Source organism: Yersinia aldovae ATCC 35236 (assembly GCF_000173735.1).
Classification (GTDB): Bacteria; Pseudomonadota; Gammaproteobacteria; order Enterobacterales; family Enterobacteriaceae; genus Yersinia; species Yersinia aldovae.
The window spans coordinates 36,846-57,758 of sequence record NZ_ACCB01000007.1 but is presented as its reverse complement, the minus strand read 5'-3'; the positions used below and the strand labels follow the sequence as shown (position 1 = coordinate 57,758).

Here is a 20,913-nt window from a genome sequence, read left to right as displayed (position 1 = left end):
ACTCCTATGGCACAGGAAATTGTTGCAAATGGTGAATGGATTGCAAGTGATCAATCGGTTAAATATCGCGAATGTCTTCATCTGGCAGGCCGCCTGATGGCCTTTACGTTACGTCCTTATCAACAAGAGGCTGTAGAGGCGACCCTCGCCCATTTTCGCCGCCACGCCGAACCCGCTCTGATTGTATTACCTACCGGCGCAGGCAAAAGTCTGGTGATCGCTGAACTGGCAAAATTAGCCCGTGGGCGTGTACTGGTTCTGGCCCACGTCAAAGAATTGGTAGCCCAGAATCATGCCAAATACTGCGCTTACGGCTTAGACGCCGACATCTTCGCCGCCGGGCTGCAACAACGGCAAAGCGCAGGGAAAGTGGTATTTGGCAGCGTGCAGTCCGTGGCACGTAATCTGTCACTGTTTGATAGTGCCTTTTCGCTGTTGATAATCGACGAATGCCACCGTATCAGCGATGACGATGACAGCCAGTATCAGCAAATTATTCAGCATTTACGCACCACCAATCCGCGCTTGCGCTTGCTGGGGCTAACCGCAACACCTTACCGGCTGGGCAAAGGCTGGATTTATCAATTCCACTATCACGGCATAACGCGGGGTGATGAGAAAGCCCTATTCCGTGATTGCATCTATGAATTACCCCTGCGTTATATGATTAAGCACGGCTTTCTGGTGCCACCGGAGCGGCTGGATATGCCCGTCGTGCAATATGATTTTAGCCGGCTGACCAGTAACAGTGACGGTATGTTTCGTGAAGTCGATTTAGACCGCGAACTCAAGCAACAACAACGAATTACCCCACATATTATCAGCCAGGTCATTGAATATGCTGCGAACCGCCGTGGGGTGATGATCTTTGCCGCGACGGTCGAGCACGCGAAAGAAGTGTATGGCTTGTTACCCAAGGGCGAGGCCGCGCTGGTCAGTGCCACAACCCCACCGGCCGAGCGGGATGCGCTGATTAATGCCTTTAAGCAACAACAACTGCGCTATCTGGTGAATGTGGCGGTGCTGACCACCGGTTTTGATGCGCCTCATGTGGACTTAATTGCGATTCTTCGCCCAACAGAGTCCGTCAGTTTGTATCAGCAAATCGTTGGGCGAGGGTTGCGGCTTTATCCAGGCAAAGAAGACTGCCTGATTCTGGATTACGCCGGCAACCCCCACGACCTTTTCACACCGGAGGTTGGCACCAGTAAACCCCACAGCGGCAGCCAGCCGGTACAAGTATTCTGCCCGGATTGCGGCTTCGCCAATATTTTCTGGGGGAAATGCACCGAGTCAGGCGAGATTATTGAACACTATGGTCGCCGCTGCCAGGGCTGGTTTGAGGATGATCAAGGTGCGCGAGCACAGTGTGATTACCGCTTCCGCTTTAAATCTTGTCCGCAGTGCGGCGCAGAGAATGATATTGCAGCCCGCCGCTGTCATCAGTGTCAGGCGGTGCTGGTCGATCCCGATGATATGCTCAAAGCCGCACTGAAATTAAAGGACGCACTGGTACTGCGTTGTGGTGGGATGAACCTGGAAAATGGCAATGATGCCAAAGGTGAGTGGCTGAAAATCACCTATTACGACGAGGATGGCACTAACACCAGTGAGCGTTTTCGGCTCACCACCCCCGCACAGCGCATGGCTTTTGAGCAAATCTTCTTGCGCCCACATCAACGGGCACCGGGTATTACATTGAAATGGTCAACCGCGGCTGATGTTATCGCGCAACAAGTGCTATTGCGTTACCCGGATTTTGTCGTCGCCCGCCGTCGAGGACAATGGTGGCAAATTAGAGAAAAGATATTTGATTATCAGGGCCGTTTCCGGCGAGCCGATTCCCTTGCCTGAGCCGCATTTAGCCTGATAAATTCGCAGTTTCGTTTGCTGTCTGCCCGATATTTCGCTAGAATGTCGCCCGCTTTGCTCTGGGTTTACCTAATCAAAGCCGAGTATCGAACCTGTTGCTGGGTCGCCTGTAGCAGGGTAAATTTTCTTTAAGAGAAAACAAAATGACCACTATCAATGTAGAAGTACGTAACGACCAGGGTAAGGGTGCGAGCCGCCGCCTGCGTGCAGCAAATAAATTTCCGGCAATCATTTACGGTGGTTCAGAAGCAGCAATCTCTATTGCTCTTGACCATGACACCACCAAGAACCTTGAATTGAAACCGGGCTTTTATGATTCCGTACTGACTCTGGTTGTTGACGGTAAAGAAACCAAAGTTAAAGTACAAGCTGTTCAGCGTCACGCTTTCAAGCCAAAACTAACTCATATCGACTTCGTTCGCGTTTAATCGCGTCGCTTTCGATATTCGGGACGCCGAAATAAAAAACGCCGCATCAGCGGCGTTTTTTATTGGCTATTCAAACGATTATGACTTGCCTGAATTGCGCTGTAACTGATCACGCAAATTCGGGGGCGTGCCTCTGATAGTCAGCGTATCGGTCGCTGCATCCCAGAAAATCCGCTCACCCAATAACAACGCATCAAAATTGATACTCAACCCACCGCCACTGCCAGCAAATTTGGTCAACTGACGCAACGTGCCACGATCCGCCGGAAAACGCTCTTCCAATGCATAACCCTGCTCAACTGAGAATTGCTGAAAATCTTTTTCGCCCAACTTTGGCAACTCTTGTGCAAGCTCCTGCAAGGCAATCTCTTCACCGGCCTGCAACTGCTCATTGCAATAGCTATAAACCTGCTGGCGATAAGCCTGACGTTCATTTTTGCCAAGTTCAGCATCCGCGCAGTAATCATCAACCGCCTGCAATAAACCACGGTTTTGCGCTTTGGTGTCCAGACCTTCACTTGCGGCCAGAAAATCCATAAAGAAATCAGATACTTTTCGCCCTACCCGCCCTTTAAGGAAAGTCAGGTAACGAGTGGACTCCGGGTTATTTTCCCATTCAGTTAAATCGATACGAGCCACAATATCAGCGCGATTGATATCGAGATAATGAGTGGAACTCAGATCAAGCTGTTCATTCACTCGCATACTGTTGCAACTGCTCAACACCGAGATCAGTAAATACTCTACCGCCAGATAACGGTACTGACAGAACAGCACCACACCGCCTTCGGCAAATGGGTATTTGGCTAACTCATCGCGCAAACGCCCGGTTGCAGCACGGCTAAAGCTGAGGAAATCTTCATCACCCTTACGGCTTCGCTTCAGCGCATCAGCCAGCTCACTTTGCTCATTAAACAGCCCATAGGCTTTGCTTTTGGCACTGTAAACGCGGTGCAACTCGGCCATCATTTCTTCAACGACAGCATTGGCAGGTAACAGAGAATCGCGCAACACCACATCAAGCGTTTGTTCATCACGTTTGATAAGCTGATGTAAGGCTATCTGGTCAATATCCAGACTCATGATAAATACTCCTTTTGGCTAGGGCCGTATTCAATCACTGATGCCTGAGAGCTGCAACCCAAAAGCTATCTCGGCCCTCAATTAATGGCTAATGATTCTTAATGCTATAAAATAGCGGAAAAGCGCGTCTCTATACGGTAAGATATGGGACTTTGTTAGATGTTGAGCACAATTTTTATGCCACAATCATCCCGTTATAGTGACGAACACGTTGAAAAATTGCTGTCTGAGTTAGTCAGCGTGTTGGAAAAAAACCGTACCCCAACCGATCTTTCTTTGATGGTGTTGGGAAATATGGTAACAAATCTGATCAATACCAGCATTGCCCCAGCGCAACGCAAAGTATTGGCACGTTCTTTCGCTGAAGCTCTTCAGGCTTCGGTACGTGAAGATAAAGCTCATTAATTTATCGGCCAAGACTGCAATCTCAATATGGTGACAAATCGTCAGCGCTATCGTGAAAAAGTCTCCCAGATGATCAGCTGGGGGCACTGGTTCGCCTTGTTTAATATCCTGTTCAGCCTGGTGCTGGGTAGCCGCTATCTGTTTGTCTCCGATTGGCCTTCGTCGCTCGTTGGCCGTATTTATGCCTTAGTCAACTGGCTCGGGCATTTTAGTTTTATTGTTTTCGCTGCTTATTTACTGGTGATATTCCCACTAACCTTTGTGGTGATGTCGCAACGGCTACTGCGCTTTCTATCTGCCGCGTTTGCTACTGCGGGGCTAACCCTGCTCTTGGTCGATACCGAGGTTTTCACCCGTTTCCATTTGCACCTAAATCCTGTGGTGTGGGAGTTAGTGGTTAACCCGGATCAAACTGAGCTGGCACGCGACTGGCAACTGATGTTTATCGCCGTGCCGGTTATTTTTCTGGCCGAGATGCTTTTTGGCACCTGGGCCTGGCAAAAACTGCGCAGCCTCAACCGACAGCGTTTTGTTAAGCCGTTGGTTGTAGTCTTTATTTCGGCCTTTCTTGCCTCACATCTGATTTATATCTGGGCAGATGCGAATTTCTATCGCCCAATCAGTATGCAGCGCGCAAACTTACCGCTCTCATACCCAATGACCGCACGAAAATTCCTTGAAAAACATGGCCTTCTCGATCAACAAGAGTATCAACGTCGGCTGATCGAACAAGGTAATCCGGATGCTTTGGCGGTTGAATATCCGTTAAGTCCGATAACATTTAGTGATAAAGGCAGCGGTTATAACCTGTTGCTAATTGTGGTTGATGGTATCCGAACCGATAGTTTGCCAAAAGACATGCCACAGTTGGCTGAATTTAGCCGCTCAAATATCCAGTTTAATCGCCACTACAGTTCGGGTAACCGTCTGGACACTGGTCTGTTTGGCCTATTCTATGGCATTTCACCAACCTATTTAGATGGGATACTCTCCGCCCGAGAGCCATCTGCGTTTATTAATGCGCTGGGCGCACAGGGATATCAGTTCGGCCTGTTCTCATCCGATGGTTTTGAGTCACCACTCTATCGTCAAGCACTGTTAGCCGACTTCACGCTACCGGCTGCGACAGAGCAAACAGACAGTGAAACCACGGCACAATGGCAACAGTGGCTGGGAAACCTTACCAGCAATGCTCCGTGGTTCTCATACATTAATCTGAGCGGTGCAGCCGAAGCACAAGACCCGGTAAGTGATAAGAAAGTGGCGCTACCTACTGACTTTATTCGTCACTATCAAGCGGGTGCAAAAGATGTGGATCAACAGATTGCCACTATTCTGGAAACGCTGAAACAACGCGGCCAGTTAGATAAAACCGTTGTTATCATCACCGCGGCTCATGGTGTTGAATTTAACGATAGTGGTGATAATAACTGGAGTGCAGGCAGTAATTTTAATCGCCAACAACTCCAGGTGCCTCTGGTCGTTCACTGGCCAGGCACGCCAGCGCAAGCAGTAAATAAGCTGACGAATCATGAAGATATCATGACCACATTGATGCAGCGCTTGTTGCATGTTAAAACTGCGCCAGAAGATTATTCCCAAGGCGAAGACTTGTTTTCCGCGACACGGAACAACAACTGGGTAGCTACCGGTGACAATGGCATGTTGGTTATCACTACGCCAACACAAACAATTGTGTTGGGCAACAACGGTGAGTACCGCACCTACGATGAGCAAGGCCATGAAATTAAAGACGAGAAGCCACAGCTCCCACTGCTGCTACAAGTTCTGACCGATGTAAAACGTTTTATTGCGAACTAGCGTAAAAAAGCGAACCTACCGCGATTAAAAAACCAGCAGTCGTTTGGCTAAGTCTTGCATTTATAACTACAAAATGTAGTATAAATGTCACTGTATCGGCATGTAGCGCAGCCTGGTAGCGCACCGTCATGGGGTGTCGGGGGTCGAAGGTTCAAATCCTTTCATGCCGACCAAATATCCCAAAGAAAACCAACCTGTTAGGGTTGTTTTTTTTGTTTGTGGAATTAGTCGTAGGGGAACTCAGGGGAAACCCAAGGGAAAAACCCCGACATGAAAGAGACTAGGATTATAGCTGATAGACCGGGCCAATAAGCCCGGTTTTGTGTTATTCCGGCGCTACCGGCCAATCAATATCAGGCGCTGTCGATGTGTCATTCAGTCGCCCCATTGCCGCCTTTCCGGGCCACTGTTTGCCTGTAATCTGACAATCTCACCACCCTACCCGCGTTGCCGCTTTCTAGCTGCCTTCATAGTGCCATCCTATTTTCAGAATTTTGCTCACCCTAATTGTTTGGAGTAATCATCTAAATCCAATATTCTTGGACGGGAATTAATGTGGTAATAACAAGGAAACGTTATGGATACGGTTGAAGAGCTAAATGGAACATATTTCTATAAAGGAATGATAAATCTTTCAGCTCCTGAGTTACTATTTTGGGTCATGATTGATGCCATAGAAGAACAATTGGGGGTGCAGGATATGGTTGCCGCTGCATCTCTAATTCTTGGTGGTAATTATATTTCTGTGCCTGGAAAACCGCTGACTGCTACACCAGGTACATCACCTGCATCACTTTTTTTTAGAAAAAATCTGCGCTATACCTTTAAACAACGAGTTCTTCCGACACTTACGCAAAAATCATTTAGCTTGAGAGGGATCAAGATATTTTGGGTGAACAATCTAGGTGCATTTGTTGGTCGTGCTGTCCCTGTTGTTGGGTGGATTATACTAGCTAACGATGTAACACAGATAAGTATTAAAACTGCTACGCGTTACAACAACATTGCACGTATAGAGGATCAATTATGGTAACTGATTCAGATATTGAACAACGAGTTATCGAGCTTTTTAAAAAAGAACTTCCCTTGGTAACAACAGTTACCCTCAAAACAATCCCTGTTGAAGTAGATTCTGTACTGCAAAATAATTTTAGCTTTGAAGACATAAGTGATGCCACAGACGCCTATTTCAGAGCATTTAACGTTACTTATGATAACTTCTATTGGGGTAATTACTTCCCCTGGAAAGGGAAAGGATTCTTTTCTAGTAAAGAGCCAGTCCAAGACAAAAAACCACTAACAATAAAAATGTTTATCGAATCCGCCAAAGCGGGTCGCTGGTTGTACGATTGAAACAGGCCGGACAATTAAGCCCGGCTTTGTATTATTCCGGCGCTACCGGCCAATCAATATCAGGCGCTGTCGATGTGTCTACCTCTTCCAGTAAATCCAGATAATCCAGCCAAGCGTTGTACTGTGCCTTTTCATCATCCTTCAGTCGCCCCATTGCCGCCTTTCCGGGCCATTGTTTACTGTTCATATAAACATTAGCGTCGTCAATGCGTCTTTGTTTTTCTGCCGTTGCGAAAGCAATTTGCTCGTCATGGGGTGTCGGGGGTCGAAGGTTCAAATCCTTTCATGCCGACCAAATATCCCAAAGAAAACCAACCTGTTAGGGTTGGTTTTTTTATTTGTAGGATTTACTGATGGTAAAACGATGGTGAAATCCCGGCGATATCTTTTCGTTATTGGCTCAATACTTCTATTTAGTATAAAGCCTTTAGTTGTCATCATCGGACAACCTGTACCCACAGTACCATCAGCATAAGCATCTGAAGACGTTAATTACCACATCAAATCATCGGGTACTTTAAAATCAGCATATGGATCGTCTTCATCTTGCTCTTCCTGACTAAGTGCACTATTTAATACAATACTGTTCGCATCTCGCTGCGCAATTTTATTAGCTACGCTCGCGGGGATAATGGCGTATTCACTCTCGCCACTGTTATCAACAACCAAGCGAGCAATGGCGAGACGGCCACTGATCAGTTGAGCTTGAGTCAGCTTATCCACAACTATTTTCTTAATTAAATTATTATCTGTGAAGTTAAAACCGATATTACCTTTTGAAATGTCGATTCTGTTCATTTCAATGAGCTGCTTCACCTGAGCTTTGTATTCTTTAGATAAAGCGGCTTGTTTTTGTTGTTCACTTAGCTGTTTATCACGCTCAAGTTGTGCTTTTTTATTTTCTTCCACCGCCTCTCTTGCCTCACGAGCCTGAACTCGTGATTTTTTAGCCGTTCTTTGGGCTTTAGCCACTTTTTTGCTGGTCACTAATCCAGCTTTTAGCATCTGCTCTTGTAAGGTGAGTTTTGTCATCTTCGTTTCTAAACCAGTTGAATAATTTGTGGGATTATACCTGTAATTTTTAAGGCTGTACCAGATTGCAGGGTCTGATCACTGTGTGGCTTAACTAAAATCGGGGTGTACGAATCAACGGGGAGCCTTGGAACGGGGATAGTGATGTTCTCTGCATCTTTATGGGTCAGTCAGATAACCAGGTTCGCCAGTCGGTTTAAAATTCGGTATCATCCGCTCCCACTCTTCATCCGGGTAGCCTGATGTCTAAGATTATCGATACCTTTATTGCCCCGCCGTGCCATGACAAGATCGAGAATCTCTATCAGGACGATCACCTACTAGTTATCAATAAACCCACTGGGCTACTTAGCCTCTCAGGGAAAAATCCGCAAAATCTGGATTCGGTACACCATCGACTGGTACAGATATTCCCCAGTTGTACCCTGGTCCACCGCCTCGATTTCGGTACTTCCGGGCTGATGGTGATTGCCCGCAATAAGGCTATCAATGCCGCTCTCTGCCAACAGTTCAGCCAACGCACCGTGACTAAAGTGTACAGCGCACTGCTCTGCGGACATCTGGATGACAACGAAGGGGTGATAGATGCAGCCATTGCTAAAGACCCGGCACTGTTCCCGCTGATGTCGATTTGTGCAATCCACGGCAAGCCTGCTCGTTCCTACTATCGGGTCGTTGAGCGTTTTTATCATAAATTGGAAGACGGGACATTACTGCCATTGACGCGGGTACAGCTAACCCCGGAAACCGGGCGCACTCATCAACTCCGTATCCACTGTCAGCAGTTGGGCCACCCTATTTTGGGCTGTGACCTGTATGGTGGCCGTCTGCTGCCTGGTACCGAACAGACTCCGCGACTAATGCTGCACGCCAGTGAGCTGCATTTTGTTCATCCCATTAGCGAAGAGTGGATCAAAGCCCATAATGCCAGCCCGTTCTGAAAAGAATCCTATAAAGCAATACGGGTCAAGTCTGACGTCAAACAGATAACTGTGACTAATGCCGCCGCCTTTGCAAAAGTGCTAAATGAACCCATCAGTAACTTTAGCCCTCAGGCATCAGCTTTCCCGAAAACATGATGATCCTGGTTGATCAAGAAAAAGAGCCGATGCCAGGAAACTTTGTGATTGCCAAACTCACGGACGATAACGAGGCGACATTTAAGAAATTAATCGTTGATGCTGGAATTAAGTATTTGAAACCATTGAATCCGGCATACCGTTTGATTGAATTGAATGGTAACTGCAAGATACTCAGCATCGTAGTTGACGCTCGTGGGTTACAGATAGATTAGTCACGCACCTCTATTACTGTAAAATGTGATTGCAGAAAAAATAACTAAATTGCGCTTATAAACAGTCAGATAGCTTTCCATACTGAAATAACCGCCAGTGATTAAACCATAAAATCACCTGCGGTTATTTAAATTTCGCTAAAATCCCGTGCCGACCCCCTTACATTCCATTTCTTTTGTTAAAACAACTTAAAACACGGTTGTTTGCCACCCACGATAACTGTATATTAATACAGCATTTACTTATCAGGAAAAAGCCATGCGAGTTGAATTGATTTATGACAAACGGAATGTTGCCGGCCTTGCCAATGCGGGCGAAATGATTAAGGCAGAATTGACTAAACGCGTGCACCGAGTCTTTCCAAATGCAGAGGTTAAAGTTAAAGCGATGCAAGCCAACGGCATCAATACCGACGCCAATAAACAAGAAAAATCAGTGCTTAATCGTTTAGTTGAAGAGATGTTTGATGAAGCTGATGAATGGCTCGTCAATGTGTTTAACAGTTAGCAGTATGGCATCAGGTTCCGGACAAATACGCCAGGCCAATACCATGAAGAAAATTGTCAGCAGCGTGTGTGATGTCGTCACCATGATGTCGGAGATAACCAACGCGGCGATGAATAAATACGGGGTATACATGAGATCAATAGTACTGTTGCGTAGCTGGATACAATCGTGCAGCAAAATATCGCACTGATGCAAGAGCCAACTACTGCGTCTGCCGCATTACAGGCTCAAGCAACTGATTTAACTGAAACCGTAGACTAATTCAGGAGCGAATCTATCCGTCAAATCATAGAGTTTTGTGTCAGCGGGAGAAGCCAACTCGCTGCCCCCCTACTCCAATAATATCCGAGCACCAATCTTGAGCGGGGTAAACTTATCTGATGCTACCCCTGCGTCACTCAGGGCCTGTTTAAGTTGTTGCGGCGGCTCATCCAGAGATTCATCTGCCAGTTCAAATACCCCCCAATGGATCGGCACCGTCATCGGTTGCTGTAATTGCAGGAACAGTTGGACCGACTGTTGCGGATCCATATGCTGGGCATTCATAAACCAGCGCGGAGCGTAAGCGCCAATCGGCAGCGCGGCGTAATTGAATGGCCCTAACCTCTCACCGATAGTAAGCAGTTGCTGACAATAACCGGTGTCTCCGGTGAAATAGAAGTTAATCTCATCACGTTTTACCACCCAACCAGACCACAGACTCTGATTACGATCCCAAGGTGTACGCATACTCCAGTGGCGGGCAGGTACGCAGTGAAACTCAAAATCAGCGGCAACATGCTTATCCCACCAATCCAATTCATAGATATGACTGGCTCCAACCTGTAATAACCAATTTTTTAATCCCAAAGGAGCCAGAAAGACGATATCGGGAAAGCGGCGTAACAATTGGATAATGGTCGTAGCATCCAAATGGTCGTAGTGGTTATGTGAAATCACCACCACATCAATATTGGGTAATTGTAAAACATCAGCGGACACCGGTGTTTTACGCGCCGGCCCGTAAAAATTAAGGGGTGAAGCACGCCTGGAAAGCACCGGATCAAATAACACCGTCTGCCCGTTAATCCGTAATAATAGCGAAGCGTGGCCCAACCACCATAAGGCATCTTGCTCACCACTGAAATCAGCTTCTTGCCACCAATCGGCAATAAACTGCGGGTAACCCTGCTGAGGCGGTTTTGGTAATGACTGACGTTTTCTCTCTTCGCGCCAGCGTTTCAAATCTTGCGGATGATGAACAACAGGTTCGATATTCTGAAATCCAAACTCGGTATGGTGTGGCTTACTGACATCATAATAGGGGTTTTTCTTCACTATTTTGTATCCTTTATGGCCTGCCAACATTATTTATGGGTGATGCCCACAGCTACTCACTCTGTATAGTGGTGATTCACATTATGAATGACTCGCTCGCTACCCATGATGAAATTTCAAACTGCCGATATTAGCCGTTACTTGCCCATCACCCGTACTGACCTCACTCAGTGCGGTTTCTATTGTATTAAACAAATTGTATCAATCAACAATTGCCTTAAAGCATGATAGCCCTGACGGCCCAACCAACATTTCCCACAATGTAAATTATTTGTCAGCCAGAAGATTTCCGCATGTATTATTTAATTATCCGATTACTATAAGCTCACGCTTCCTATTTTTATTTTTTTGAACATGGATAAACGATTGCTGAAACATCTCCCTGCCCCGCTGCTGGCCGCCGCGTTGCTCACGATCCCCTTGCACAGCCATGCCAATACTGAACTTCTGACCTCACAAATTGTTGATCAATATGCTGAACATATTTTCTATAACAGTGGTGCTATGGGGATGGCGCTGGTTGTTATTGATAATAATCAAGTGGTCAATCGTAGTTTTGGTGAAACCAAGCCCGGTAACAATCTTCGCCCACGACCAGATTCTCTGATCCGCATTGCCTCGATTACCAAGCTGATGACCAGTGAGATCATGGTAAAGTTGGCCGACGATGGCACAGTTAAATTAACTGACCCGCTAATGAAATACGCGCCGAAGGGTGCCAGAGTACCGTCTTATAATGCTAAGCAGCCGATTACTCTGCTAAATCTGGCCAGCCACACCAGTGGGTTGCCGCGCGAGCAACCCGGTGGCCCACAAAAAAGACCGGTATTTATCTGGCCGACCACGGATAACCGGTGGCAATGGCTTAAGCAGGCGAATGTCACCGTTCCACCAGGGGTTAGAGCCGCTTATTCAAATCTGGCTTACGACTTACTGGCAGATGCGTTGTCACGGGCATCCGGCAAGTCATATTCCAGCCTGCTGCGTGATAAAATCACCGCGCCGCTGGGAATGAAAAATACCACCCTCACCCCAACTGCGGAGCAATGTAACCGCCTGATGATCGGTGTTGGCAGCAGCCGCTGTGAAAACACACTCGCCGCGGCGGGGAGTGGCGGGATTTACTCGACACCTGAGGATATGCAACGTTGGATGCAGCAATTCTTATCTTCCGATAACCGTGCACGTAAAAACTCGGCCAAACGTGAACAAACGATGTACTTTCAGCGGCGTGATTTGACCTCGCTGAAAGGGATGGATGTTGCCGGTCAGGCCGATGCGCTGGGGCTGGGCTGGGTTTATATGGCCCCCGCGGCTGAATTACCGGGCATTATGCAAAAAACCGGCGGTGGTGGCGGCTTTATTACCTATATGGCAATGATTCCGGAGAAGAATATTGGTGTTTTTGTGGTGGTAACCCGCACACAATTGACTAAGTTCACCAACATGAGTGACGGCGTGAACAAATTAGTGGCTGAATTAGCAAAGAATGATTGATATCGCAGGACGGCAGTGTAAAAACTGCCACTGTGGTAGCTTGAGCGCAGAAATGCAAAAAACCGTTATCTTATTCAGATAACGGTTTTTTAATTGGTGCCGGCACCAAGAGTCGAACTCGGGACCTACTGATTACAAGTCAGTTGCTCTACCAACTGAGCTATGCCGGCATAATTCTTTGGAAAGTCACTTCATTTCCTTGGCGCGCAATATAGTATAACTCAGAACAAACAATCAAGCGGTATCAACAAATTATTTGCATTTCGCTTCATAAAACAACAGATTGTCGAATAATTAAGCGTAGAAATACACAAAAACAGACTGCCGTTACCAATCGATACCCTTTTGCGCCTTAATTCCGCTATCAAAGGCATGTTTAACAGGCCGCAGCTCACTAACAGTATCGGCAAGATCAATAATATCGCGATGACACGCCCGCCCGGTAATAACCACACTTTGACTCTTCGGCCGGTTTTTTAGTGCGACAATCACTTCATCTAACGCTAAATAGCCGTAAGCGACCATATAAGTCAGCTCATCCAACACGACAAGCTCGTAAGATGGGTCCGACAACATCCGGCAACCCTGTTCCCACACCCGTTTTGCCGCCAAGGTATCCGCCGCTTTATCTTGTGTATCCCAGGTAAAACCGGTCGCCATAATATGAAACGCTACACCGTGGCGTTCCAACAGGTTGCGCTCACCGCTTTCCCATGTTCCTTTAATAAACTGTATTACACCTACCCGCATCCCATGCCCCACGGCTCGGGTTGCTGTGCCAAAAGCAGCCGTAGTTTTCCCTTTGCCATTACCGGTAAATATCATAATGATGCCACTAGCTTGGGCCGCATCTGCAACGCGTGTTTTTACGTGATCTTTAATGCGTTGCTGTCGCTGTTGATACCGTTTTTCGTGCACAGTGAAACCCTCATAAAAAAACTAACTGCTGACAGCCAGCACATGCTTTCATCTGAATCTGGTCAAAAAATGAGTTACCTTTATCATCCACTAAAATAAAAGCGGGAAAATTTACCACTTCCATTTTCCACACCGCTTCCATTCCTAACTCTGGATACTCGATACATTCCAGGCTGTTGATGTACTCCTGCGCCAAAATAGCCGCTGAGCCGCCAATACTGCCCAAATAGAACCCACCATATTTGTGACACGCTTTCGTAACCTGTTGGCTGCGATTGCCTTTTGCCAACATAATTAAGCTGCCACCCTGGGATTGGAAGAGATCCACATAAGAATCCATACGCCCACCCGTTGTTGGCCCCATTGAACCTGACACAAATTCGTCTGGTGTCTTTGCTGGCCCAGCATAATAAACAGGGTGATCTTTCATGTATTGCGGTAATGCCTCCCCCCGCTCTAAACGCTCTTTTAATTTGGCATGAACAATATCCCGCGCCACAATCAGCGGGCCACTAAGTGATACGCGCGTGGACACTGGATGGCGAGAAAGCTGTCGGCGGATTTCATCCATCGGCTGGTTAAGGTCAATATTAATCACCTTACCTTCATTATTCACTCGCAGATGTTGGGGGATATATTGCTCAGGATGGCGTTCTAATTTTTCAAGCCAAATACCTGCTTTATTAATTTTGGCTTTAATATTGCGGTCAGATGAACATGAAATAGCCATACCTATCGGGCAAGAACCCCCGTGGCGTGGCAAACGAATAACCCGAACATCGTGAGCGAAATATTTCCCACCAAACTGAGCACCTAAACCAAACTCACGAGAAGCCTGTAGTAACGCGTTTTCGAGTGCTATATCACGAAATGCCTGACCGTATTCGTTACCCTCAGTTGGCAGATTGTCATAATATTTAGTTGAAGCCAGTTTAGCTGTCTTCAGTGTTAATTCTGCGGAGGTTCCGCCAATGACAAACGCAATGTGATAAGGAGGACACGCTGCCGTTCCTAACCCTCTCATTTTCTCGATTAAAAAGGCTTTGAGCTTTTTGGGTTCCAAAACCGCTTTTGTCTCCTGATACAGTGCAGCTTTATTTGCTGAACCACCGCCTTTATTCACAAACAGGAAGCAATATTGCATTCCGGGGGTTGCAAAAATATCTATTTGGCCGGGAAGATTGGTGCCGGTATTCACTTCGGTATACATATCTAGTGCTGCATTTTGTGAATAGCGCAAATTATCGTGACGGAAGGTGTTATAGATGCCACGAGATAAGGCTTGTGCATCATCGCTATCGGTCCAAACGCGTTGACCTTTTTTCGCCACAACAGTGGATGTGCCGGTATCCTGACAATTAGGCAAGATGCCTCTAGCTGAAATCTCGGCATTACGTAATAGCTGAAGTGCAACATATTTATCATTTTCGCTGGCCTGTGGATCATGCAAAATAGCGGCGATTTGCTGTTGATGCACTGGGCGCAGGAAAAATGAAGCATCATGAAAAGCTTGCTGTGACACCAATGTCAGCGCTTCAGGGGCAACTTTTAGTACTTCTTTACCTTCAATTTCAATCGTAGAAACATACTTATCCGTTAATAGATAATACTCAGTTTCATCTTCTGAAAGCGGAAATAGCTCTTGGTAAAAAAAGTCATTTTTATACATTATTCTCACTCGATTAGTGAAATGATAAATAGCAAGCAGGACTCACCCATCAATTAAGTTGAAAATGGTCTATGGCATATCTTTCAGTATGCCAGATGAGTTACCATATCATTATTGATGGGAGGAAATAAAAAGCAACTGTTCTCTCTGCAACATATAATGCTTATTGGTTAATAAGCCTCTGACAATATAGCCTAAAACAAAATAAGCTCTATTATTAATAATAAAATTACAAGTAATCGCTTCAGCCGTCAGTTAACCCATGTCCTTTTTAGTTCTTCTTCTTTCGACTTTTCATGAACCCAACGACTAAACTTTTGCAAACTCCTTAATCCTCTTTTACCGTCCTTATATGTCAGAACAAAATGGTTTCCAGTGCTCATCGGCAAATCACAAGGAATGACCATATCACCATTTTCCAAATCCTTGTGGATAGCAAAGCGTGGTAATAACGCGACACCAAGGTTGGAACGCACAGCCGAAATCAGCATTGATAAAAGATCAAAACGTGGCCCCATCCGCACCTTTGGATTATTAACACCTGATAATGCAAACCAATCGTACCAGGAATCCAGGCGGGTTGTTTGATGAAGCAAAGTAAATTCATCCATCAATTGTTCCGCGCGCATCACGTCTTTATCATCACGCCACAACATGCGGCTGCAAACAGGAACCAGTTCTTCTTCAAATAGATGCTCGTTCTCTGCCCAAGGACTACTAAAGTCCTCGCGCATAATCGCTGCATCATATTTTAGGTTCAAAAAGTCAGCCGGCGTGGTAAGTGCAATTAAATTGAGCACAATTTCCGGGTGGTTTTCATGAAAGTTACTGAGATTGGGAATAAGCCAGTGTGTACTAAACGTAGGTGTCACCGCCAGTTCCAGAACTTGTTGCGTTGACTGGTAAGACATAATACTTTGTGTATCTTTTTCCAGTTGCTCAAGGGTATCTCTAACCAAACCAAGGTAATAACGGCCTGCGTCATTAAGGAAGATCCGCTTACGAACATGATGGAATAATGACACATTAAGAAGATCTTCCAGTGCCGTAATCTGACGAAAAACAGCACTTTGTGTTAACGCTAACTTCTCCGCCGCTCTGGTATAGCTTTCATATTGTGCGACCGCTTCAAATGTCACTAATAAGTCTGTTTTTGGAATTTTGCACCGCATTGTCACTCACCCATTATTTCATAAAAGCATTGATTAGATAGCCTGCTATAGCGGGATATTTATATTAGAAAGTAATGACGGCTTAAATTTGTTTTTTAACATACAGATATTTATTTATATAGACATAGTTCGCAGCCATTTTTGTGATATACCTCATAATTATCAATAACAAATGTAATATTAAAGGTTAGAATTAGAATAATTAATAAAAACGTAATTAATGACAATGCAAAAAAAATAAAATAACAAATTTCAAACTAAAATTGAACATTATATATACTGAAGAGTTCATTCCGTAAAATGATTAAATAATGGGAGCGAGGTCAAGTATCTAATTATTCTATTGATGGATAATCATGAACCGCCTGAGTCACGCGTTATTTATATAATAATTCCTGGTAATTAACGTTAAAAACCATATGCCATATCAGCTATAAAGGTTGTTCTCATGAGTATAGGAAAAGTGTTGTTAGTGGGCGCAGGTCCAGGAGATGCATCATTAATCACGGTAAAAGGCTTACTTGCCATTCGTGAAGCCCAAGTTCTCGTTCATGACCGCCTGGTTAATCTTGAGCTAATTTTTCAAGCGCCACCAAATTGCCAGATTATTAACGTCGGAAAAACCTCAAACCACCATCCCGTGCCGCAGGAACAGATAAATCAGATCTTGATAGACCATGCCTTAGCCGGCAAAAATGTGGTGCGCCTTAAAGGTGGTGATCCTTACGTATTTGGCCGTGGCGGTGAAGAGGCTGAAAGCCTTTCACGCTATCAAATCCCTTTTGAAGTGGTTCCCGGTATCAGTTCTTCTATTGGCGGGTTGGCCTATGCAGGTATTCCCGTAACCCATCGCAACTATGCTTCCAGCTTTCATGTGATCACCGGACATATGTGCCAAGGAAACGAACCACAAAACTGGGATGTACTGGCCCAGTTGGAAGGCACACTGATAGTTCTGATGGGCATGACACGGCAAGAAGAGATCTGCCAGTTGTTGATCAAAGGAGGAAAATCACCTGATACGCCAGCCGCTGCGGTGATGTATGCCAGCCGTCAGCAACAAGAAATGGCCAAAGGAACACTCAGTACACTAAAAGATGAAATCGCACGAAAAAAACTGCACGCTCCGGCACTGCTGGTCATTGGCAGTGTCGTTAATCTCAGTGATATTCTGGCTTTTACCTCTCACCCAATCGATATCAATCACGAACCACTGTTGCAGGCAATATAATGTGTTGTCAGCGGAAAGTTTGTTATAAGGATGCCTCTCATGGCTGAAGCATGGTGCCCGGCCTCCTGTGGCGAATTGCTCCAAGGGTGGATTTTAGGTGGAGAAAAACTGATCTCCTGCCCGATTAACTGGTACAGCAAAGTTTTAGTGATAGAAGGAAAACCCGGTAAATGTGAGCGGCCCCGAATGCGCCACATGGTGAAGCAAATATTAGTTCATTTTGGCGAGTCACCGTTGCTGGCAGAGCATATCTGCATCAAGTTTGAATCAACCATTCCGGTGGCAAAAGGATTAGCCAGTAGTACCGCGGATATTGCCGCAACAGCTGTCGCCACGGCCCGATTATTAGGGCATTCGCTGAGCGATAAAACACTGGCCAAGCTTTGCGTGGTGCTTGAACCCACCGACAGCACCATATTTAAACACCTCACCCTGTTTGATCACCAAACGGCACAAACTCAGATCCCATTTCCCTGGTTACCTGATATCGACATTGTGCTGCTTGAAAGCCCTAAGCCATTGTTGACAGAAGAATTCCATAAACGATATCGCCACTTATCACTGCTGAACCAAGCCCCCACGTTGGCAAAAGCGATGCAACAGTTTAGATTGGCGAATGAAAGACGTTGCTGCTATAGACTTGGAGAAGCAACGACCTTAAGTGCTATCGCCAGTGAGTCAGACCTGCCTAAACCACAATTTCATCAATTGTTAGATATCGTCGAAGATTGTGGAATTTATGGATTGAATGTGGCCCATAGTGGTAGTGTTATTGGGTTGCTGTTTAACCGACGTCAACATGATCTGGATTATCTGCTTCACGTTTTGCACCGAAAAAAGTTATTTAAATACTATCCGCAGATGCATTTACTCAAAATGATCGCGGGCGGAGTACGTTAATAAATACGTGGTCACCCACATAATTAAGAGTGAGTGTTACGCACATTTATTTTAAAAATACGCAAAACCTCACAAAAATAAAACTCAGTTCATGCCTTACATTAAAAAATGCAAAAAATAACCTAAAAAAAAACGAAATATCATATTTGTTATTATTTTATTTAAAATATGATTTTCATCACATTGATGAAAGATAACAAAACACACCAAGATCACACTTTTACTTTAAACATTTAAATCACCTTAAGTAATATCTATTATTACTTATTGACAAAAACAAATAAACCATAATCAACATGCTGATTTTATTGCAAATAAAATATTGTAAATAAATAATTTCTCTTTATTTTTTATTTTTTTCAAGATGTTCTGACAATAAATCAATTGTATTTGACTTATAGGAGAAGCACATTAAAAACCAATGAAACTCCAATAAATCACCTTAGAATTACATAAGCATATATACATGAATTTTTATTGTTGAATAACTTAACTTCCCGTGGAAATGCCAACGCCAGGCTTACCTTTCCACCCATAAAAATATATGGAACGTAATCTACATAGAGGACAAAACATGCAAAACCCAACAATTGTTATTGGCGTCATTGGTGCTGATTGCCATGCTGTTGGTAATAAGGTGCTCGACCGGGTATTTACCATGCATAACTTCAACGTAATTAATCTCGGTGTCATGGTGAGTCAAGATGAATACATTGACGCAGCCATTGAAACCGGTGCTCAGGCCATTGTCGTCTCCTCTATTTATGGGCACGGCGAGGTAGATTGTATCGGGATGCGGGAGAACTGTATTGAACGCGGAATAGGTGAAATTTTGCTCTATGTCGGTGGAAACCTGGTTATCGGTAAACATGATTTTTCAGAAATCGAAGCCAAATTCAAAGGAATGGGTTTCAACCGTGTTTTCGCACCCGACACTGATCTGGAATTAGTCTGTTCCCTGATGAAACGCGATATTGAGCGTGTTATGCAGGCAGAGGAAACTGCTGAGGGTATGCAATGATCAGCGTTTCTATCGATATCGGCTCCACCTGGACCAAAGGGGCGGTATTCGAGGTAACAGATGACTCTCATATTGAAGTGAGAAACTGTGCATTATCCCCAACGACGCCACACCATTTAGCTGAAGGATTCTTCTCAGTATTGAATAAGATCTTGAATGTTGCTAATGCACGGCCAATGTTGGCCTCGGGTGAAATCAAGATTGATTACTCATCTTCCGCTAAAGGAGGGCTGGCCGTTGCCGCGATAGGATTGGTACCCAATATTACACTTGAGTCCGCGAAGGTCACTGCACACTCAGCCGGAGCCAAAGTATCACAGCATTTCGCCTATAACCTGAATAAGTCTGACGTACGCGCTTTAGAAGCATCCCCCCCCGATATCCTGCTTTTTACTGGTGGTACCGATGGTGGTGACTGCGGTCATGGATTATTGAACGCTAAACTATTGGCTCAATCAAATCTTGAGTGCGCCATTATTTATGCCGGAAACCGTGACCTGCAAGATGATGTGCAGGAGATCCTCGGAGATAAAGATTTAACCATCGTCGATAACGTGTTGCCAAACCTTGATAACCCCAGCCCTTATGGTGCACGTAAAGCCATTTGTGACATTTTCCTGCATAAAATTGTCAAGGGAAAAGGTCTAGATATCATCGTCGATCAAACCGGCGAAGAGCCATTACCCACCCCCTATTCAGTCTTTGAGCTGGTACAGCAAATTCGCCAACATGTACACGATTGGGAAACCTTCATGTTGATCGATATGGGTGGAGCAACTACTGATGTTTACTCCTCTTATAACAATCACTTACAACCTGACACCGTCATACATGGTATCCCTGAGCCGCTGATTAAACGCACCGTTGAAGGTGATTTGGGGATGCGAGTTTCGGCTATCAACGCGGGTGAAACTGGCACTGCGATGATTAATCATTATTTCGCCCACCAGCAGACGAAGATTGATGCTTTTCATCGCTATCTAACACACATCACCGCGCATCCGGGCTATTTACCTCAAACCGATGAGGAAAGCATATTCGATCAATTACTTGCCGGAATCTGTGTCGGGTATGCCTCAGAACGCCATGCTGGCACCAAAACACAGGTCTGCACTTGTGCTGGCAACATTGATCTACAGATTGGGCGCGATTTAACCCTGGTGAAGAAAGTCATTGGCACCGGCGGATGGCTCTCCCGAGCAGACTCATTCGATATCCATAACTGGCTGAAATACCGCAATTTAGATGACAAAAATAGGCAAGTTCTGCTCCCCAGCCAATTTGAATATTACAAAGATACGCAAGGTTTACTTCCCCTGCTCGCTAATGTCGCCCGTCGCTTTCCTAAAGCTGCCGCTCAGACTGGCATTCGAATTTTGAACAAGTGAAAAT

At 45.4% G+C, this 20,913-nt stretch carries 19 protein-coding genes, 2 tRNA genes and 3 pseudogenes; 16 read left to right on the top strand and 8 right to left on the bottom strand.

What is annotated here, in order from left to right; genetic code table 11:
- The first annotated feature begins 96 nt into the window (after nucleotides 1–96).
- On the top strand, nucleotides 97–1,854 hold the full coding sequence (radD, locus tag YALDO0001_RS05075; protein ID WP_042839454.1) for a DNA repair helicase RadD: 1,758 nt from the start codon (nucleotides 97–99) through the stop codon (nucleotides 1,852–1,854).
- 161 nt (nucleotides 1,855–2,015) lie between these two features.
- Nucleotides 2,016–2,300, top strand: a complete 285-nt coding sequence (gene rplY, locus YALDO0001_RS05070) for a 50S ribosomal protein L25 (protein WP_004700538.1) — start codon at nucleotides 2,016–2,018, stop codon at nucleotides 2,298–2,300.
- A 78-nt stretch (nucleotides 2,301–2,378) separates the two neighbouring features.
- Here rplY and yejK read toward each other — a convergent pair whose 3' ends face one another.
- Complete coding sequence (gene yejK / locus YALDO0001_RS05065; RefSeq protein WP_004700536.1) at nucleotides 2,379–3,383, bottom strand: nucleoid-associated protein YejK; 1,005 nt, start codon at nucleotides 3,381–3,383, stop codon at nucleotides 2,379–2,381.
- Between the two features lie 177 nt (nucleotides 3,384–3,560).
- Between yejK and YALDO0001_RS05060 the strand changes: the two genes are divergently transcribed.
- The 5 genes from YALDO0001_RS05060 to YALDO0001_RS05040 all read left to right on the top strand — a co-directional run bounded on the left by YALDO0001_RS05060 (nucleotide 3,561) and on the right by YALDO0001_RS05040 (nucleotide 6,962).
- The gene (locus YALDO0001_RS05060) at nucleotides 3,561–3,788 is read left to right on the top strand and encodes a YejL family protein (protein ID WP_004700534.1); all 228 of its coding nucleotides are present in this window, start codon (nucleotides 3,561–3,563) and stop codon (nucleotides 3,786–3,788) included.
- Between the two features lie 27 nt (nucleotides 3,789–3,815).
- On the top strand, nucleotides 3,816–5,609 hold the full coding sequence (gene yejM / locus YALDO0001_RS05055; RefSeq protein WP_004700533.1) for an LPS biosynthesis-modulating metalloenzyme YejM: 1,794 nt from the start codon (nucleotides 3,816–3,818) through the stop codon (nucleotides 5,607–5,609).
- Between the two features lie 96 nt (nucleotides 5,610–5,705).
- Nucleotides 5,706–5,782 (top strand) — tRNA-Pro (locus tag YALDO0001_RS05050).
- 404 nt (nucleotides 5,783–6,186) lie between these two features.
- Complete coding sequence (locus YALDO0001_RS05045) at nucleotides 6,187–6,642, top strand: STM2901 family protein (protein WP_004700530.1); 456 nt, start codon at nucleotides 6,187–6,189, stop codon at nucleotides 6,640–6,642.
- A complete protein-coding gene (locus YALDO0001_RS05040) occupies nucleotides 6,636–6,962 on the top strand; it encodes a DUF1493 family protein (protein WP_042839440.1) in 327 nt (108 codons plus the stop codon). Before YALDO0001_RS05045 ends, YALDO0001_RS05040 begins: the two co-directional genes overlap by 7 nt.
- 31 nt (nucleotides 6,963–6,993) lie before the next feature.
- Here YALDO0001_RS05040 and YALDO0001_RS05035 read toward each other — a convergent pair.
- Nucleotides 6,994–7,227, bottom strand: a pseudogene (locus YALDO0001_RS05035) (tail fiber assembly protein); the annotation flags it as partial.
- 227 nt (nucleotides 7,228–7,454) lie between these two features.
- Nucleotides 7,455–7,994 (bottom strand): DUF2058 domain-containing protein, encoded by a 540-nt coding sequence (locus YALDO0001_RS05030; protein ID WP_004700524.1) that lies wholly within the window; start codon nucleotides 7,992–7,994, stop codon nucleotides 7,455–7,457.
- A gap of 242 nt (nucleotides 7,995–8,236) precedes the next feature.
- On the opposite strand from YALDO0001_RS05030, the gene YALDO0001_RS05025 reads away from it, so the two are divergent.
- The 4 genes and pseudogenes from YALDO0001_RS05025 to YALDO0001_RS20000 form a co-directional block, all read left to right on the top strand.
- Nucleotides 8,237–8,935 carry an RluA family pseudouridine synthase gene (locus YALDO0001_RS05025; protein ID WP_004700523.1) on the top strand — a complete coding sequence of 233 codons (699 nt, stop codon included), beginning with the start codon at nucleotides 8,237–8,239 and terminating at the stop codon, nucleotides 8,933–8,935.
- A gap of 107 nt (nucleotides 8,936–9,042) precedes the next feature.
- Nucleotides 9,043–9,288 (top strand): annotated as a pseudogene (locus YALDO0001_RS05020) (LexA family protein); the annotation flags it as partial.
- Between the two features lie 259 nt (nucleotides 9,289–9,547).
- Nucleotides 9,548–9,796, top strand: a complete 249-nt coding sequence (locus YALDO0001_RS05015; RefSeq protein ID WP_004700520.1) for a DinI-like family protein — start codon at nucleotides 9,548–9,550, stop codon at nucleotides 9,794–9,796.
- A pseudogene (locus YALDO0001_RS20000) lies at nucleotides 9,789–10,057 on the top strand (methyl-accepting chemotaxis protein); the annotation flags it as partial. The gene YALDO0001_RS05015 and the pseudogene YALDO0001_RS20000, both read left to right, overlap by 8 nt.
- A 69-nt stretch (nucleotides 10,058–10,126) precedes the next feature.
- On the opposite strand, the gene YALDO0001_RS05010 reads toward YALDO0001_RS20000, so the two are convergent.
- Nucleotides 10,127–11,143 (bottom strand): MBL fold metallo-hydrolase, encoded by a 1,017-nt coding sequence (locus YALDO0001_RS05010; RefSeq protein ID WP_004700517.1) that lies wholly within the window; start codon nucleotides 11,141–11,143, stop codon nucleotides 10,127–10,129.
- A gap of 324 nt (nucleotides 11,144–11,467) precedes the next feature.
- Between YALDO0001_RS05010 and ampH the strand changes: the two genes are divergently transcribed.
- On the top strand, nucleotides 11,468–12,610 hold the full coding sequence (gene ampH / locus YALDO0001_RS05005) for a D-alanyl-D-alanine-carboxypeptidase/endopeptidase AmpH (RefSeq protein ID WP_004700514.1): 1,143 nt from the start codon (nucleotides 11,468–11,470) through the stop codon (nucleotides 12,608–12,610).
- A gap of 94 nt (nucleotides 12,611–12,704) precedes the next feature.
- Here the strand turns inward: ampH and YALDO0001_RS05000 are convergent.
- The 4 genes from YALDO0001_RS05000 to YALDO0001_RS04985 form a co-directional block, all read right to left on the bottom strand.
- Nucleotides 12,705–12,780 (bottom strand) — tRNA-Thr (locus YALDO0001_RS05000).
- 157 nt (nucleotides 12,781–12,937) lie between these two features.
- Nucleotides 12,938–13,528, bottom strand: coding sequence for a cob(I)yrinic acid a,c-diamide adenosyltransferase (gene cobO, locus YALDO0001_RS04995; protein WP_004700512.1), 591 nt, complete (start codon nucleotides 13,526–13,528; stop codon nucleotides 12,938–12,940).
- Nucleotides 13,529–13,538: 10 nt separating this feature from the next.
- On the bottom strand, nucleotides 13,539–15,197 hold the full coding sequence (locus YALDO0001_RS04990; RefSeq protein ID WP_004700510.1) for a fumarate hydratase: 1,659 nt from the start codon (nucleotides 15,195–15,197) through the stop codon (nucleotides 13,539–13,541).
- 251 nt (nucleotides 15,198–15,448) lie between these two features.
- On the bottom strand, nucleotides 15,449–16,369 hold the full coding sequence (locus tag YALDO0001_RS04985) for a LysR substrate-binding domain-containing protein (protein WP_042546376.1): 921 nt from the start codon (nucleotides 16,367–16,369) through the stop codon (nucleotides 15,449–15,451).
- Nucleotides 16,370–16,817: 448 nt separating this feature from the next.
- Here YALDO0001_RS04985 and cobA point away from each other — a divergent pair, with 448 nt between their 5' ends.
- The 4 genes from cobA (at nucleotide 16,818) to glmL (ending at nucleotide 20,909) form a co-directional block, all read left to right on the top strand.
- Nucleotides 16,818–17,600, top strand: coding sequence for a uroporphyrinogen-III C-methyltransferase (gene cobA / locus YALDO0001_RS04980; protein WP_004700506.1), 783 nt, complete (start codon nucleotides 16,818–16,820; stop codon nucleotides 17,598–17,600).
- Nucleotides 17,601–17,639: 39 nt separating this feature from the next.
- Nucleotides 17,640–18,500 (top strand): GHMP family kinase ATP-binding protein, encoded by an 861-nt coding sequence (locus YALDO0001_RS04975; protein ID WP_004700504.1) that lies wholly within the window; start codon nucleotides 17,640–17,642, stop codon nucleotides 18,498–18,500.
- A gap of 574 nt (nucleotides 18,501–19,074) precedes the next feature.
- Entirely contained in the window at nucleotides 19,075–19,521 is a 447-nt protein-coding gene (gene glmS, locus YALDO0001_RS04970; protein ID WP_004700500.1) for a methylaspartate mutase subunit S, read from the top strand.
- Nucleotides 19,518–20,909, top strand: a complete 1,392-nt coding sequence (gene glmL / locus YALDO0001_RS04965) for a methylaspartate mutase accessory protein GlmL (RefSeq protein ID WP_042839438.1) — start codon at nucleotides 19,518–19,520, stop codon at nucleotides 20,907–20,909. Before glmS ends, glmL begins: the two co-directional genes overlap by 4 nt.
- Nucleotides 20,910–20,913: the final 4 nt, after the last annotated feature.

Excerpts from the sequence above, each read along its gene's own strand:
- radD (WP_042839454.1), top strand. The coding sequence starts at position 97 with ATGGCCTTTACGTTACGTCCTTATCAACAAGAGGCTGTAGAGGCGACC.
- rplY (WP_004700538.1), top strand. The coding sequence starts at position 2,016 with ATGACCACTATCAATGTAGAAGTACGTAACGACCAGGGTAAGGGTGCG.
- yejK (WP_004700536.1), bottom strand. The coding sequence starts at position 3,383 with ATGAGTCTGGATATTGACCAGATAGCCTTACATCAGCTTATCAAACGT.
- YALDO0001_RS05060 (WP_004700534.1), top strand. The coding sequence starts at position 3,561 with ATGCCACAATCATCCCGTTATAGTGACGAACACGTTGAAAAATTGCTG.
- yejM (WP_004700533.1), top strand. The coding sequence starts at position 3,816 with ATGGTGACAAATCGTCAGCGCTATCGTGAAAAAGTCTCCCAGATGATC.
- YALDO0001_RS05045 (WP_004700530.1), top strand. The coding sequence starts at position 6,187 with ATGGATACGGTTGAAGAGCTAAATGGAACATATTTCTATAAAGGAATG.
- YALDO0001_RS05040 (WP_042839440.1), top strand. The coding sequence starts at position 6,636 with ATGGTAACTGATTCAGATATTGAACAACGAGTTATCGAGCTTTTTAAA.
- YALDO0001_RS05030 (WP_004700524.1), bottom strand. The coding sequence starts at position 7,994 with ATGACAAAACTCACCTTACAAGAGCAGATGCTAAAAGCTGGATTAGTG.
- YALDO0001_RS05025 (WP_004700523.1), top strand. The coding sequence starts at position 8,237 with ATGTCTAAGATTATCGATACCTTTATTGCCCCGCCGTGCCATGACAAG.
- YALDO0001_RS05015 (WP_004700520.1), top strand. The coding sequence starts at position 9,548 with ATGCGAGTTGAATTGATTTATGACAAACGGAATGTTGCCGGCCTTGCC.
- YALDO0001_RS05010 (WP_004700517.1), bottom strand. The coding sequence starts at position 11,143 with ATGTTGGCAGGCCATAAAGGATACAAAATAGTGAAGAAAAACCCCTAT.
- ampH (WP_004700514.1), top strand. The coding sequence starts at position 11,468 with ATGGATAAACGATTGCTGAAACATCTCCCTGCCCCGCTGCTGGCCGCC.
- YALDO0001_RS04990 (WP_004700510.1), bottom strand. The coding sequence starts at position 15,197 with ATGTATAAAAATGACTTTTTTTACCAAGAGCTATTTCCGCTTTCAGAA.
- YALDO0001_RS04985 (WP_042546376.1), bottom strand. The coding sequence starts at position 16,369 with ATGCGGTGCAAAATTCCAAAAACAGACTTATTAGTGACATTTGAAGCG.
- cobA (WP_004700506.1), top strand. The coding sequence starts at position 16,818 with ATGAGTATAGGAAAAGTGTTGTTAGTGGGCGCAGGTCCAGGAGATGCA.
- YALDO0001_RS04975 (WP_004700504.1), top strand. The coding sequence starts at position 17,640 with ATGGCTGAAGCATGGTGCCCGGCCTCCTGTGGCGAATTGCTCCAAGGG.
- glmS (WP_004700500.1), top strand. The coding sequence starts at position 19,075 with ATGCAAAACCCAACAATTGTTATTGGCGTCATTGGTGCTGATTGCCAT.
- glmL (WP_042839438.1), top strand. The coding sequence starts at position 19,518 with ATGATCAGCGTTTCTATCGATATCGGCTCCACCTGGACCAAAGGGGCG.